This is a genomic window from uncultured Psychrobacter sp. (assembly GCF_947488565.1).
Classification (GTDB): Bacteria; Pseudomonadota; Gammaproteobacteria; order Pseudomonadales; family Moraxellaceae; genus Psychrobacter; species Psychrobacter saeujeotis.
Map to the genome: position 1 here is coordinate 319,285 of NZ_CANKZC010000002.1, position 15,435 is coordinate 334,719.

Consider the following 15,435-nt stretch of genomic DNA (forward strand, 5'->3'; position numbering starts at 1 on the left):
ACAAGCAAACAATAGTTTTCTAATGACTCGATAAGATTGTCCTAATTTTTTACAATTAAGCCAATTTATTGCATATTGAATAGTCAAAATAATTTTTAAAAAACTAAGATTAATACTCTATTGAGTATTAAAAGGATGCAGTCTGTGCAAATGAACAGAAGAACACTCATCATAGGTGCAAGCTTACTGCTTGGCCTAACTGCTTGTCAGCCGCCTTCGGATAAAACTGATTCATCAGATGCGCCCTCAACGTCGGCACAAACCGAAACAGCGCCAAGTACACAGCCTCTTGCAGAAGCGAAAACGCCAAAAGCTCTTACTAAAGCATTGGTCACGCTATCTGAAAAAACATTAAAAGAGCAGCTCATTTGTTCCAAGCTTGATGACACGATAAATACCATCGATAATAAAAGTAAGATCGAAGATATTCATGCAGTTCAGCGTCAAATAGAGGCTTGCTTGCCAGTGGCAGACAATGCCGAGATACTTCAATGGCTAGAAGCCTACCAAGCGATGTATGGACGTTTTTTGAATACTGATAGCTCTATGGATGATGAAGCGTTTTACAGCGTCATGGATAATATTGACCAAGATGGAAAATTAACGGTAGCGCAATTAAAGCTCGTAAATCCTCGTGTCCGCTATCTTATTAGTTTGGTAAGGAGCAAAGCTGACGTCAGTGTCCGATATATAGGCGAAGGTCACTTTGCCTTTCATCACGATCTTTCGGCCATGGCTGATATGTTCACCCCTTATCTACCAGATGACCAAAGTGAGTTTATCCAGCGAATGGCGCAAGACAATCAAGAGATATTTTGGTTCGATGCTGCAATTGGTATATCTCTTGAAGAGTTGGTTGAACGCGCTGTATTTTGGGAAGATTTTATAGGCCGTTACCCAGATAGTAGATTCTATGATGATGCCAAAGCTTTGCTAGATACCTATCGCTATCTACTCTTTTTTGGCTCAGAAAACACTCAATGGATCGATGATGAGGCCTGCAAATTTTATCTGTTAAAAGACGAGCGCTTGATGACGCAATTGACTGAGCGTACTGACAGTCAACTGGCTGAAGACGTACAAAAGCTTTTGGTATTTATGGCGCAGTCGGATAGCGAACGTCAACAGTTATACCCTGTTCCTGATAAAGATGAAAACGGCCATAAAATAAACGAATGGGAAGTAACTCATTATCAATTGAGTCAAGCGTTAGACATATCTTCGCTACGTGATACAGTTAGAGATAGAAACTGTTTGCATGGTGTCATTTGTGTAGACAAGGACAAGCAATAAAACCCTATTTCATACATACCGATTCCAAAAATATTTAGATAGGCACGCCCACACTATTTGTTACTGTTTTATGAGTACTCGTGTTTTACGACCTTAGCATCTTTTTAAAAGAGATATTTAAAGACAGGTATGTACCAAATAAAATGACTGCTGAGCCAATAATTGCACCCAAATCTAACGCTTCGCCCAGCAATACATAACCAAAGAATATCGCAAAAATTGGAATGACTAAAGTGATACTCGTCGCGCGCATTGGACCGATATTCTTAATCAGCTGATTCATAAAAATCAGCGCGATTGCTGTCGAAAACACTCCGATGCAGATGACAGATACCCATGCTTGTAGACTAATACTTTTGCCATATGGAAACTCATATAAGCCAATAGGTAGCATGACCATGCTGGCAATAATGGTCGAGCCAGCAGTGATAGCAATCGGCGACAAGCCTTGCAAATAGTTTTTGGTGATATTGGCCCCTGTGGCATAACCGACACAGCCTAGTAACGCGTAGCCCATTGGCAATAACCCTTCAAGCAAACTTGTGTCTGACTCACTACCAGCAAATAGACTCTCACTCATCAAAATCACGACACCGACCAGACCGATAAATAAACCAAGAATTTGCTTTTTTGAGAGCTTATCATTAAAAAACGTACTGGCGATAAAGCCACTCATCATCGGCACAGAGGCATTTAGCACTGCCAATACACCAGCGTTCACTGACTGGGCTGAGAATGAAAATAGCACAAATGGAATGGCCGTAGAAACCAAGCCGACGACGGTCAATAGCTTCCAGTTTTCACGAATACCGCGCCGATTCTCCAAGCTGATCAATACAAAGACCAGCATAGTGAAACCTGCGAACAGCACTCGTAGGCTTGCAAATGCTATCGAACCAAACTCAGGAACCCCAACACGATAGAATATAAAAGACAGCGACCACATAAAAGAGAGGGTAAAAAAGATAATGAGGTCGCGTTTAGTCACTGGTTAATCCTATTAAGCGTTTAGACTGCTTTTGCTAAGTCGTAAAAAGTTATGTCATGAGACGTATTATGTCGTTAAAAACGCCATGATGATAACTTGTTAATCGCTCTTTAGGTGCGGTTTTATGTATTCGTCAGTAATTAATTCGTTATAACTTGACTTTATCCAAAATAAAATCAATATCCTTATCACCGCGCCCGGATAAATTGACCAAAATAGTCTCATCAGGTGACATGTCTTTGGCAACTCTCATCGCATAGGCAATGGCATGGGCAGTTTCTAAAGCGGGAATAATACCTTCTAATCTTGATAACGCCATAAAGGCATCCAAGCACTCTGCGTCGGTTGCCGACTCATAAGTCGCTAAACCCATATCGCGCAAAAGCGAATGCTGTGGCCCAACGCCTGGGTAATCAAGCCCTGAGGCAATCGAATGTACGGGGGCAGGCTCGCCATCTTCATCTAGCAAGACATAACACTTAAAGCCATGCAGCGCGCCTTTTACTCCTAACGTCATGGTAGCGGCGTGATTGGATGTCTCTAAGCCTTCACCTGCAGGTTCCACCCCAACTTTCTCGACCTCTTTGTCGCCCAAAAAACCACTAAAAATGCCGATAGCATTGGAGCCACCGCCGACACAGGCGACCACTTTATTAGGAAGATTACCAGTTGTCTCTAAGAACTGCGTACGCGCTTCGCGGCCAACGACCGATTGAAAATAACTGACGATTTCAGGATATGGCGCTGGGCCCAAAGCTGAGCCAATAGCAAATAGACTGCTATCCAGCTCATCAAGATAAGTCTCAAAAGCGCTATCGACCGCCTCTTTTAGTGTCCCTGCCCCGCGCGATACAGGGACGATCTTCGCGCCTAGTATCTTCATCCGGCTAACATTGGGATGCTCTTTTTCGATATCGACGACACCCATATGGATCTCACACTCAAGGCCCATCAATGCCGCTGCGGTTGCCAACGCCACGCCATGTTGCCCTGCGCCCGTCTCCGCGATAACCTTGGTTTTACCGAGTTTTTTGGCAAGTAATACCTCACCCAAGCAGTGATTAATCTTGTGCGCGCCCGTATGATTGAGATCTTCACGCTTAAAATAAATCTGCGCCCCGCCGCAATGTGCGCTTAAGCGTCTGGCATGAAATATCGGGCTTGGGCGACCAACATAAGTCTGACGCAAGCGGCTCATCTCTTCGATAAAATCTTCGTCTTTAATAATCTCGCGAAAGCCTTGCTCAATGTCATCCATGGCTTTGGCAAGTTCTGGATGTTCAATCTTACCGCCGAACTCACCGTATAGACCATCGTTACTTGGCAAGATAGAGTGATGTAAGCCATAGCTGTCGGTCATCTTGTCTGTTGTCATCGTTAAACCCTAGTATCTGAAATTATAATGTTGAAAGTTGTGATATTTGACGACTTATAGTCTGAAAAATTGTCCGAGCACGTTATTTTATAGCGTTATAATAAAACTTTTGTATTAACGTTCTAGTACACTGAAACGTATTTTAAGGTAAGTCTTGTTTAAGGTCAATAACTAGCGTTGATTTGCACGTATTTATATAGTCAATCCACTAAAAATAAGTACTGTGTTACTGAGATGAATGTTTTGCAGCATTGAACAATCGAATAGTGACAAAGACGCACAGTAAGGGCGATTTATATCAAGACGTGTTATGAAAACTTCATTACTTAATTTTCTACAGTCATCATCCACCTGCCCATCTTAATAGAACGTAACTTACAACAATGTCTCTATAAAACTATTCACACTTTGGACTAGAAACGTTTTATATTACTGATTAGGTCTTTTACGATAACTGAAACAGGGATGCTGACGATGTTACAGACAATAGTGAAACAAGCACCAAAACAGACAATAAAAGTGTTAGCTATAGCTATGATGGTTGCAGGTGTAACCGCGTGTAATGATGACGATAGCGAAACGATCATTACCCCTGTAATCACATACGGTGAGTATGGTACTGATACGGCACTGACCTTGGCGCGTGATTACTCGGGGCGTTATATGGGATCGAGTACCGAGCTTGCCGCTGCCCAATATATGAAACAGCGCATGACCTTTGGCGATAATGGCAATGAGGTGATACTAGAGCCTTTTACTTTTGTCGCGTCTCGTGGGCCGTTCGCTGATCAAACCATTAATAGTCAAAATGTGGTTGTTACTCACAAAGGCACAGAAAATACCGGACGAATCTTATACGTAGGCGCTCACTATGATTCAGCAACGCAGTATCCCAACTATATCGATCTTGAAGGATTAGACGACAATGCCTCAGGCTCTGGCGTACTAAGTGAACTGGTCTATCATTTTAACGGAGTCAATACCGCAGATACGATTAAATTCGTGGCATTTGGCTCTGAAGAAGGCGGACTGCAAGGTTCTAAGGCGTTTGTCGAAAGCTTAAGCCAAGATGAGATTGATAATGCTATCGGTATGATTAATTTAGACAGCTTGCTCACCGGCGATAATATGTATGCTAACGCTGGGGACAATAGTTATGACGATGATGGCAATGAGATTGCAGCCAATGTCAAATTACGTGAAGCGGCGCTGCGTATTGCAAACGAGCTTAATCTTGGCTTGCAAGTAAACCCCGCTATCATCCCTCCGGGTGCAGATGAGCCTTATAAGCCTCTTGGTGTCGGCTGTTGTAGCGATCAAGAATCGTTCGACAGTATTATGCCTGTCGTTGCTTTTGAGGCAACCAACTGGAGCCTGGGGCCAGATTTTGACGGCTATACGCAAACGGATAATCCCGACATACCAGGCGGCTACTCATGGCACAATCCAGACGTGGATAACGAAGCGGTATTGACTCAAGCGCTTGGCGAAGAGCGGATCAAACAGCGCATGAGTTCCTTTGCTCGGATTGTCACTGAGCTTATCGCAGAGCAGGTACAAGCTGAGTCTATTAGATAGATTAGAGCCGTAGGGTGGCGTTAGACTTGTTAAATTCTCGTAGAGAATAAAAACAAGGCGTAATCCATCATTGAAAGCAGAAGATCATTCGGTGGGTTACGCGTTCGCTAACCCACCCTACGCCACACTTAAAAATTAATCGAAAGCAACATATCTAATCCTATTAACCCTTCAAAACTATCCCCTCCACCACACCCCCATTGAATTCCAACCTCGCATCGGCAACATCATGACGGGCCGCAATTTCGTCCACGCGGCGGGTACTACTCAATCCACCATTCCTGTTAAAGGCATCAATATGTGGGATGGTGATAGAGGCGGCTCCAAGTACAAAATCTTTGCCGAACTCGCGCCATTACCACTAGGTCTCGAGACGTGGACAACGCTATATCTTGCCATCACTGATAATCCTGAACGCGGCAACTATTACTATGATAAAGCCTCACAAACCGTCAAACTCAACTGGAAACGCGAGCAAAACGAGTACTCGGTAAATGCTGCTAAAGAGCTGATTGAAAAACTCGCCAAAGTAAATGGTGGCTCGACCTCAAGCTTGCTGTTCACTAAAGGCTTCGGTGATGACTTTTGCTATCATCCGCTTGGTGGCTGCGTGTTGGGCTTGGCGACCGACGAAGTTGGGCGCGTCAAAGGGCACAAAAATATCTATGTGCAAGATGGCGCGTTAATCCCTGGCAGTGCTGGCGTCAATCCGTATGTGTTTATCACCGGACTTGCCGAGCGTAATATGGCGGCTATATTGAAGGAAGATTTTGGGTAGGCTGTTTAGGGTTAGTAGGACTAAAACGCTCTTTATGGACATTTTTTTAGGTTTGAAAGTATAAATTTTGCTTTAAAGTGGTGTTAGACTTATTGAATTCTTATAGAGAATAATAAATTGTAACCTATCGATTTAAAGTAGTCATAGATTTGACGGATTACGCTTGAGCGAACTCACTTTATGCAATGACCATAAACTAAAAGAGTATAAAGCATGCAAAAGACAGCCTTAGCGCTAATGATCGGAGTAAGTCTGATTTGCACTATTAGTGCCTGCCAGCCCAAAGCTGATACTTCAGAACCATCAGAGTCAGTTTCTCTAAAGGTCGTCAAGAACACTGATACGCAAAGCTTGATAGAAACGTCAGAACCAAAAATGGTTGCTGGCAAAGCCATTATGGCAAAGGATTGCATAGCACTTAATCAAACTATGCAAAAAATAGATGGTAATAGTGAGATTGAAGCCATTGAGAGCGTTCAACATTTATTAAGAACATGCTTACCAACAGCTAGTAATACTGAGGTTTTAGAACTGTTAAAGAACTATCAGGCCATGTATCGACAGTTTTTAACGGATAAGGTTGAGGTAAATGATGAAAGTTTAAACAATGCTATTTATGAGCTGCACTACGGCGAAGGTCTATCATCGGATCAATTGAAAACATTAAGTCCACGCGCGCAGTATTTAATTGGACTGGTTGATAGTGATGCGGATGTAAGAATACGTGATCTAGGTGAAGGCTATTTCTCTTTTGATCATAATCTAAAAGCAATGGCAGAGTTGTTCATACCTTATTTGCGAAAAGATCAAGCCGCTTTTATTGGACGTATGGCACAAGATAATCAAGAAATATTTTGGAGCGATGCGGCAATTACTACTTCGTTTGAAGAATTGATTGAACGCGCTATTTTTTGGGATAATTATATTCAGAATTATCCGAATGGCTATGCGGTTAAGGATGCCAAAATTTTATTAAACTTATATCAATACGCACTATTTTTTGGTTCTGATAACACTGACTGGACTGACTATGACTTTCATGAATTTACATCACCTGAGTATGAGCAGCTGATGATCGGGTTAGCTAAGCGACCTGAAAGCACTTTGACCCACAATGCGCGCACTTTTCTAAAGTTTATGACGCTATCTGATAGCGAACGACAGCAGATAACAGTGGACGAAACTGGTACATCTAACTCATATAATTCGCTAGAAGAAATATTACAGGTCTATCCACCGTGGGACGTGCGCCATTATAGAGACTGTTTAAACGGCATCTTTTGCGAAAACGATATTGATTTTGAAAATCTAAAAGTATCTACAGCTTTTGCTGCTGCCTGCCCTTCTACAGGATTTGGTTCAATGCAACTCGAAGATGATTTAAAAGTTTGGGGGTTTGATACTGAGTTTAATGATAAAACGTTAGAGTGCGAACCTTTAAATTTAAAAGATTACTCAGATTTTGAATGCGCACTCAATATGGATTGGAATGATAATTTAATTATTAGCTTTTATAACCAAAGCGGTTGGTTCAAAAGCGCTTATGTAAATTCAGAAGATTGTAATCTAGCTTTAAAAGGCCATCTTGCCGCGGATAATGAAAAAATGTAGATGTGTAAATAGTATGAATCATTCGGTGGGTTACGCGTTCGCTAACCCACCCTACGCCACACTTAAAAATTAATCGAAAGCAACATATCTAACCCTATTAACCCTTCAAAACCATTCCCTTCTCCCGCACCCCCATTGAATTAAAGTCCCGCATCGGCAACAATAACTGCTACTAACAATCTCCATAATAAAAAGGACACTCAATGAAACTGCGCATTCTAAAATCTGCCGTGACCAACCCGTGGTTTAACCTTGCGACCGAAGATTGGATCTTTAACACGCTGAACCCCGACTCGCACACGCTATTTTTATGGCGCAATAGCGAAACCGTGGTCATTGGGCGCTCGCAAAACCCATGGGTAGAATGCAAAATCGATAAGATGGAAGCCGACGAGGTGTTTCTAGCACGGCGTCAAAGTGGCGGCGGCGCGGTGTTTCATGACTTGGGTAATACCAACTTTACCTTTTTATCGCCCAAAGACGACTACGATCAAGAAGCGAACTTTACCATTATTATTAACGCGCTAAAAAAACTGGGCATAGACGCTGAATTGTCTGGTCGTAACGACATGCAAGTCGGTGATAAAAAGATATCAGGCAGCGCCTTTAAACATGCGGCCGATCGTAGCTTTCATCATGGCACATTACTGGTCAATGCCAACATGCAAAAGCTCGGCGATTATCTCAATCCGCATCCGCTCAAGCTCAAAGCCAAAGGCATTAAATCAGTTCGTGCGCGCGTCGCTAACCTGAAAGAGTTTAATGCAGACATCAATCATGAGACCTTATCTGATGCGATTATCGAGGCGTTTTACGAATATTATAATGATACCGCGCCAGTAGAAGAATTGGATGAAGCCAGTCTCGCCAAGCAGCCTAACCTGAACAAATACTACGAGCAAATGGCCGATTGGAATTGGCGCTTTGGCAAGACGCCTGAATTTACCCATCATGTTGAGACGCGATTTGATTGGGGCATTATTGATTTGCACCTTGATGTGAAGCAAGCAGTGATACGCGAAGTGGTCATCTTTTCTGATGCACTAAACGTGGAATTGATTGACTTGTTAAAAGAGACACTAACTGATATCAAATACGATAGACATGATATTAAAGCCAAGCTGGCTAAGCTGGGGCAAGCACATCTTGATGTGGCAGCGCAGATTAATGATGTGTCTGCGTGGTTACTTGGTGAGATGGAAGGTTAGATTTTTGCTTGTTATTAATAATGAATAAAGAGAGTCAAGTTCCTCTTGCAGTCAATTACTCAAAAGCCTTCATAATTCACGCCGATTGAGCTTACCATATAATTTATACCTTTAAACAAACTTAAGTTTGATATTTAGCGTCATAGCCATCTATAATGTCAGACAAATAATAGACTCAAGTTAAGGGTCCAAACTTTAAGCGTTTAAGCAAGGTAGCACTATGGCAGCCTATATCACCGTCGGCGCAAAGACCTCTCACGGTGGGACGGTCATCTCCGGCTCACCGCACACCACTCACAACGGCATTCCTGTCGCGCGTAAAGGCGATAAAGTCATCTGTAAAAAATGCAAAAAGGTCACTACTATTGTTAGTGGTGACCCGTCGTTTATTGTCGATGGTGCACCTATTGCTCGCGGCGGTGATGTCACCAGCTGCGGTGCGAAGCTGATTGCGATTCAGCAGTCATTTGCAGAGTCAGATTTTGATGTTGGCAGTATTGCGCAGGCAGCGCCTTTACAGTTTGCGAAGTCGGAGCCTGAGGCTTTGTTTGAGAATAGCTTTGCGAGCACTAAAGGTTTAAAAAATAGCAACGAACCTAAAAAGCCTACAGGATATAATGCAGATGGAACGAAGCAAACTCAAAAACAGATTAATGATGCTTGGATTGCATACTATGATCATAAGAACAAAGCTAAAGCTGAGACTTTGACCAAACAGAAAAAAGAAGATAGAAGTATCGTTGATAAAACATTAGATTTCTTTGGGTTTGGTGACGATGCTCAAGCAGACAACACCATTAACTGAACTGACTGAAGGTTATGAAAACCCAATGGCAAAGGTTCGAGATGAATGGAAAGGTGAGTTAGCTGATGGTGGTAAAAAGACTGGAACTGCACTATATGGTGCAGCAAAAGATGCTCATGATGCAATACCAAAAGATAATTAGAAGTACGATAAAGCGTGCAGTTATTGTACTTTCACTATCGAGCATAAGCATAGGTTGTGCAGCGCCAAATTCAGTTGCTAAAGACTCTATAAAAGAACCAGAGTTAATATCTTTAGTCTCTTTTGGTACGGTAAATGCGGATAAGGAGATTGCTAATCTAATAAAGCTCTTAAATGAAAGCGACAACCCTAAGCGCTTTCAACTCGAATGCGATAAGCAAAACATTGCTAAGTCCTGTTACTACTATGCGTCATATTACGATTTGATGATAAAAGATCGTAAAAAGTCTTACGAGTATTATAAAAAAGCTTACGACTTAGGAATCAAACAAGCTGGTTATTTTGTAGGCGTTTTTCAGATCAATTATCCAGAAATATTTAATGTTGATAATAAGCTAACTATAGACGAGAGTATTGATTATCTAGAGCAAGCGTTTGAAGCTGGTTCTCCCGATGCAACCAGAATACTAATGATGACTTATCGAGATCCAAAACTTGATCGTATCGACTATGACAAAGCAGAGTACTACAACGAAGTCGCTATCAAGCAAAATGTGAGGACATCCAGAGCATTGTTAGCATCTTTATATACTCAAAATATGAAAGATAAGTCTAAAGGAGATGAAAGCATTAAGCTATATAAGGATGACCTGATGATGGAGAAAAACTGGGAGTCAGCATTAGCGCTTATGACCATTCATTTGTATCCAGAAGAATATGGCGCTAAGTTAGAGCCTGATCTTGTTAAGACCTTAGCCTATGCTTATGTCAGTAGTGACTTACGTGATGGACGCTATGAAGATGAGTTCAACGGTGTAGACACTAGATTTGCCGAAGCTATGCAAACAGAACTTTCACCTGAAACTTTAAAGCAAGCAAAAGCAATGTATTTAGATCTGATGTCAAAGATGAATGAAGAACATACGATCAAGTAGGTAGGAAAATAATCAGTGAAAATAAGAGGTAAAAATTACAAATTATCCGATCTTTTATTTATTGTTTTATTTTCTATTTTTTTCATATCGTTTATTAAATTAGAGCCAGATAAAGAGCTTGAGATATATCAGCAAGAATTAGTTTCAAAGGAAAGTTGGTTGATATCTCAGTTAAATGATATCGCAAGCTTCATTAACTTCAACAAAAGTGAATATGACTATATTAATCGAGAAGTTTGGTTCACTGCTTGGTATGTCAGTCCCGAGTTTAACAATGAAAAACTGTTACAGTTACATAGTCACCTTCTCAAAGACGGCTGGGTAGATATGACTGATAAAATTGATAAAAACGACTATATAGCTAAGACTTCAAGTAGATCTGATAAAGCAGCTAAACGTGTTCGAATCCTATGCAAAAATAAAGCTACCATTTTTATGTATATGACCGACATGCAAAATGATTATGAATATGATTCTTTTAAAGCACGTACTTTAGTAGACTTATTGTATGACTATAGTTTGCCTTGTTATGACTTGGATGAAAAACAATATAATAATCCTAGCACTATAGAATTGGATAATTAATATTATTCGCTAAAAATTAATAGCCATAACAATTAACAAAAGGATTTTTGATGTATCAAAGAAGAACCACACCTTTAATTCAGTCTTTACTACTAGCGACAGTGCTTTCCAGTAGCTTAATAACTTCTGCTTGTTCAGCGGAGTCTTCAAACACACCTATACTATCTAATCAAAGCACTTCTACTGAAATATACAAACTCGGGCTAGCCTATTTTGAGGGTGACTCAGTCCCTGAAGATGATGACAAAGCTTTTGAATTATTTCAAAAAGCTGCCGATAAGGGCTATGCTCCTGCTAAACATTATCTAGGTATTATGTATTATGAAGGGCTAGGCGTAGATCAAAATTATCAAAAAGCATTTGAATTGATTGAACAAGCCGCCAATCAAGGATATGCCAATGCTCAATTCGATCTTGGCGTTATGTATCATGAGAGTATTGGTATTGAGCAAGATTATCAAAAAGCAATGCAGTGGTATCTATTAGCAGCTAACAATGGATCTTTTGACGCTCAAAATAATATTGGTAATTTTTACGAATACGGTTATGGCGTACCGCAAGACTATGACAAAGCTTTTGAGTGGTATACCAAAGCCGCTGATCAAGGATTAGATTTAGCACAACTTAACATCGGTGGTCTTTATGAGAACGGTTATGGTGTGCCGCAAGATTATGATAAAGCTTTTGAGTGGTATCAAAAGGCCGCTGATCAAGGCAATCAACAAGCCAGTAATCGCATTGGTAGATTGGTCATGAATGGTAAAATCGACGATGAAGGTATCGTTATTTATAGCACACAAGAAACTGGACTCACATTAGGTGATATTGAGGATATGAGCCAATAGTAATGATGGCTGTATGAGCCAGTAGCTTTTAGCTCATACAGTCACTAGTTTATGAAATGTCTAACAGCTCCATCACTCCACCAAACCATCCAACATCGTCTTCACTTCAGTCCCGTATTGACCCAAATCAGGCTATCAATATAATGCTTTATAGTCACCACTCACAACGGCATTCCTGTCGCGCGTAAAGGCGATAAAGTCGTTTGTAAAAAATGCAAAAAAGTCACTACTATTGTTAGTGGTGATCCATCTTTTATTGTCGATGGTGCACCTATTGCTCGCGGCGGTGATGTCACCAGCTGCGGTGCGAAGCTGATTGCGATTCAGCAGTCATTTGCGGAGTCGGATTTTGAGGTAATGGGAGTTGAGCAGGCAGAGGAAATAAGAAGTGAAGCTAAAGAATGCTTTAATGAATCAATGGGTGATTATAATTTACAGTTTGTCATGCAAAGTCATAATCAAAACCCTCTAGCCAATAAACCTTATGTTATTTACGATGGAAACGGTGAGATATTTCAAATAGGTAAGTTAGATGATGAGGGTCAAACTCCTGTGCTAAAAGATGGACAAGAGAAAGAGTATTTCATCCATGTGTTAGATGAAGAAGTAATTAATGAGTAACTCTAAAGATATTATCGTTAAATTGCGCTTGTTAGTGAAGCCGCCGATCAATATAGAAAACTTCTTTTATAAGGTGACGTATACAAAGTTCGGTTATCAAAACGAAGATGGTTCTCATATTTCACCAAAAACTATAAACCATGCATTGACAAAATTTACAGCAAATCCAAGTGCTAATAAAAATGGGTTAGTCGCTATCGACTCTGAAGCAATTGTGCTGCTTCAACATAACAATAATATCAAAAAAATCTTTTTTCCTGATACAAAAAATGGCAGCGCTTGGTTTCAAATTGAAAACCGATCTAATGGCAAAGTTGTTAGAAAAAACAAGTATCCACAATGGTCATATAGGCACAAACGAGAAATATCTGAATATAAATGGAACACTACAAGCTCAAAAAATAGTACCACTCCTAATACTAAAAAAGAACAGCAGATTAAACAAAAATGCCCACATACGGTAGACGGAGCAATTGAGGTTGCAAAATATATCGTTGATGAAATTAAGAAGAATGTAAAAAGTGATACTACTAAATCTATTTATCATTTATTAGAGCGATGGAAAACCCCCAATGGTTTGATTCTATTGGAGGAAGTAACCCAACTAAGCTATACACCTCTGCATTAGGTTTATGGGTGTTAAAAGTTGCTCCTGACATGCCTTGGGATCATAAGCCAATAATAGTTAAAAATAAAAATTTAACCGTAACACGTCCTACTGATACAGACAATCTTTCATCAGCAATATCTAAAAGTCATTTTCACAAATATAAAGACTATGATTATTTTTATGATGTATGGTCAAATATTCATTACGGATATGTTGGTATGGCTGCAGGGTTTGATGAAGATACACTGTTAGATGGCTCAGACATTCAGCAAGCATTAAACATTAATACTGAAGGTGCTGACACGTCTGATGATCGAACTACAATGTTAATAGGAATAAATTTGTATAAAAAGTTTGGAAAAAATGCTGAAAATTTAAACTTCCAACACATTTTAGATAATCTTAATGATACACCTATTAGAAATAATTTTGAATACTCTAAGCAAACTCACTGGTGCTACAACTCCAAAAATAAAAATCGAGTTAGGTAGTTTATTATGAAAATTATAAAAAAATATATCATTATTATTGTTTTATTCACTTTCTCATTTTTCTATTTAATTTCCAATAAAAAATTTATCGTTATTAATAAGACAAGCGAACCGATAAGAGCTACAAACTTTCAGTATGCTAGGTTAAATACTGAGCCTACTATCTCGGAAATGAAAAGTTATACGTATAGATATACTGTGGAAAACAACCAATCTAGAGTTCTTAAAGTTCACAGGAACAACCTACTAAATAAAAGCTTATATATAAGTATTGATTTTTTTTATAAACTTGCAGGTCCTGAAGAAGATAAGTATTACAGTCTAAAAGGTACGACTTTTTCTAGTGAACCGCAATATTCAAGACAATCAGCTTACTGCAGCTTTCAAATAGAGGTATACCCTAATAGTAAGACTACTGTGACACCAACTCGTAAATGGGGATGCATCAACCCTATGTATTATCATAAGTCCTCACTAGCAGATGAAGAGTAGATTATATTTCTTTCTCAAATACCACGACTTACGAGCAAGATATAGTCCAAACCAGCCTAGCAAATAAATGTTTATCTGAGAGATTTCGATGTATCAAAGAAAATTCTATACCTTAACTCAATCTATATTGCTAGCGACAGTGCTATCCAGTAGCTTAATCACTGCTGCTTGCTCAGCAGAGTCATCAAATACAGAGATACTTTCCAATCAAAACACTGCTGCTGAAATATATGAACTTGGAGTAGCCTACTATGAGGGCAACTCAGCTCCTCAGAACTATGAAAAAGCTTTTGAACTGTTTCAAGAAGCTGCTAACCAGAAGTACTCTGATGCTCAATTTAATCTTGGTGTTATGTACGAAAATGGAGTAGGCATTACTCAAAACTATGAAAAAGCAATGCAATGGTATTTGTTAGCAGCTGATAATGGAGACTTTGAGGCTCAAAAGAATATAGGCTCACTATACTATTTTGGCAAGGGCGTAGATCAAAAGTATGATAAAGCTCTTGAATGGTACAAAAAAGCTGCTGATCAAGGGATAGGTGTAGCACAACTTAATATGGGTGGTCTCTATGAGAACGGTTATGGTGTGCCGCAAGACTATGACACAGCTTTTGAATGGTATGCATTGGCAGCTGACAATGGAGACTTTGATGCCCAAAATAATCTTGGCACTTTTTATGAAAACGGCTACGGCGTGCCGCAAGACTATGGCAAAGCTTTTGAGTGGTATACCAAAGCTGCGGCTCAAGATCTGGATTTAGCACAACTTAATATTGGTGGCCTATACGAGAACGGCTACAGCGTACCGCAAGATTATGATAAAGCTTTTGAGTGGTATCAAAAGGCCGCCGATCAAGGCAATCAACAAGCCAGTAAACGCATTGGTAGATTGGTCATGAATGGTAAGATCGACGGTAAAGACATCGTCATTTATAGTACTCAAGAAACGGGACTCACATTGGGTGATATTGAAGCACCTTTGTAGAATTAAAAAGAGTCACAGTTTACGAAGCAAAAAACGGTAGGAAATCTCTCCCCTACCGTTTCATTATTACTACTATGTTTTAAAACCTAAA

17 protein-coding genes and 1 pseudogene are annotated in these 15,435 nt (G+C 40.0%); 16 read left to right on the forward strand and 2 right to left on the reverse strand.

What is annotated here, in order from left to right; genetic code table 11:
- Positions 1–144 precede the first annotated feature (144 nt).
- Positions 145–1,293, forward strand: a complete 1,149-nt coding sequence (locus tag Q0890_RS05610) for a hypothetical protein (protein ID WP_299218472.1) — start codon at positions 145–147, stop codon at positions 1,291–1,293.
- 85 nt (positions 1,294–1,378) lie between these two features.
- On the opposite strand, the gene Q0890_RS05615 is transcribed toward Q0890_RS05610, so the two are convergent.
- Positions 1,379–2,281 carry a DMT family transporter gene (locus Q0890_RS05615; protein WP_299218474.1) on the reverse strand — a complete coding sequence of 301 codons (903 nt, stop codon included), beginning with the start codon at positions 2,279–2,281 and terminating at the stop codon, positions 1,379–1,381.
- A 148-nt stretch (positions 2,282–2,429) separates the two neighbouring features.
- Positions 2,430–3,656, reverse strand: coding sequence for a tryptophan synthase subunit beta (gene trpB / locus Q0890_RS05620; RefSeq protein ID WP_299218476.1), 1,227 nt, complete (start codon positions 3,654–3,656; stop codon positions 2,430–2,432).
- Positions 3,657–4,130: 474 nt separating this feature from the next.
- Here trpB and Q0890_RS05625 point away from each other — a divergent pair, with 474 nt between their 5' ends.
- The 15 genes and pseudogenes from Q0890_RS05625 (at position 4,131) to Q0890_RS05690 (ending at position 15,344) form a co-directional block, all read left to right on the forward strand.
- On the forward strand, positions 4,131–5,234 hold the full coding sequence (locus Q0890_RS05625; protein WP_299218478.1) for a M28 family peptidase: 1,104 nt from the start codon (positions 4,131–4,133) through the stop codon (positions 5,232–5,234).
- Between the two features lie 229 nt (positions 5,235–5,463).
- On the forward strand, positions 5,464–6,012 hold the full coding sequence (locus tag Q0890_RS05630) for a GMC oxidoreductase (RefSeq protein ID WP_299218480.1): 549 nt from the start codon (positions 5,464–5,466) through the stop codon (positions 6,010–6,012).
- Positions 6,013–6,225: 213 nt separating this feature from the next.
- On the forward strand, positions 6,226–7,623 hold the full coding sequence (locus tag Q0890_RS05635) for a hypothetical protein (protein ID WP_299218481.1): 1,398 nt from the start codon (positions 6,226–6,228) through the stop codon (positions 7,621–7,623).
- Positions 7,624–7,826: 203 nt separating this feature from the next.
- A complete protein-coding gene (locus Q0890_RS05640; RefSeq protein ID WP_299218483.1) occupies positions 7,827–8,831 on the forward strand; it encodes a lipoate--protein ligase in 1,005 nt (334 codons plus the stop codon).
- A 220-nt stretch (positions 8,832–9,051) separates the two neighbouring features.
- Positions 9,052–9,636, forward strand: a complete 585-nt coding sequence (locus Q0890_RS05645; protein WP_299218485.1) for a PAAR domain-containing protein — start codon at positions 9,052–9,054, stop codon at positions 9,634–9,636.
- Complete coding sequence (locus Q0890_RS05650; protein ID WP_299218487.1) at positions 9,608–9,778, forward strand: hypothetical protein; 171 nt, start codon at positions 9,608–9,610, stop codon at positions 9,776–9,778. The genes Q0890_RS05645 and Q0890_RS05650 overlap by 29 nt, the downstream gene beginning before the upstream one ends.
- Complete coding sequence (locus Q0890_RS05655; RefSeq protein ID WP_299218489.1) at positions 9,753–10,712, forward strand: hypothetical protein; 960 nt, start codon at positions 9,753–9,755, stop codon at positions 10,710–10,712. The genes Q0890_RS05650 and Q0890_RS05655 overlap by 26 nt, the downstream gene beginning before the upstream one ends.
- A gap of 15 nt (positions 10,713–10,727) precedes the next feature.
- On the forward strand, positions 10,728–11,297 hold the full coding sequence (locus Q0890_RS05660; RefSeq protein ID WP_299218491.1) for a hypothetical protein: 570 nt from the start codon (positions 10,728–10,730) through the stop codon (positions 11,295–11,297).
- 50 nt (positions 11,298–11,347) lie between these two features.
- A complete protein-coding gene (locus Q0890_RS05665) occupies positions 11,348–12,142 on the forward strand; it encodes a tetratricopeptide repeat protein (protein ID WP_299218493.1) in 795 nt (264 codons plus the stop codon).
- 171 nt (positions 12,143–12,313) lie between these two features.
- Positions 12,314–12,451 (forward strand): annotated as a pseudogene (locus Q0890_RS13695) (PAAR domain-containing protein); the annotation flags it as partial.
- Between the two features lie 48 nt (positions 12,452–12,499).
- Positions 12,500–12,763 (forward strand): hypothetical protein, encoded by a 264-nt coding sequence (locus tag Q0890_RS05670; protein ID WP_299218495.1) that lies wholly within the window; start codon positions 12,500–12,502, stop codon positions 12,761–12,763.
- Positions 12,756–13,391: a hypothetical protein gene (locus tag Q0890_RS05675; RefSeq protein WP_299218497.1), complete on the forward strand. Its 636-nt coding sequence runs from the start codon at positions 12,756–12,758 to the stop codon at positions 13,389–13,391. The genes Q0890_RS05670 and Q0890_RS05675 overlap by 8 nt, the downstream gene beginning before the upstream one ends.
- A gap of 8 nt (positions 13,392–13,399) precedes the next feature.
- Entirely contained in the window at positions 13,400–13,864 is a 465-nt protein-coding gene (locus Q0890_RS05680) for a polymorphic toxin type 44 domain-containing protein (protein WP_299218498.1), read from the forward strand.
- Positions 13,865–13,870: 6 nt separating this feature from the next.
- Positions 13,871–14,356, forward strand: a complete 486-nt coding sequence (locus Q0890_RS05685) for a hypothetical protein (RefSeq protein WP_299218500.1) — start codon at positions 13,871–13,873, stop codon at positions 14,354–14,356.
- A gap of 88 nt (positions 14,357–14,444) precedes the next feature.
- Positions 14,445–15,344, forward strand: coding sequence for a tetratricopeptide repeat protein (locus Q0890_RS05690; RefSeq protein WP_299218502.1), 900 nt, complete (start codon positions 14,445–14,447; stop codon positions 15,342–15,344).
- Positions 15,345–15,435 lie beyond the last annotated feature (91 nt).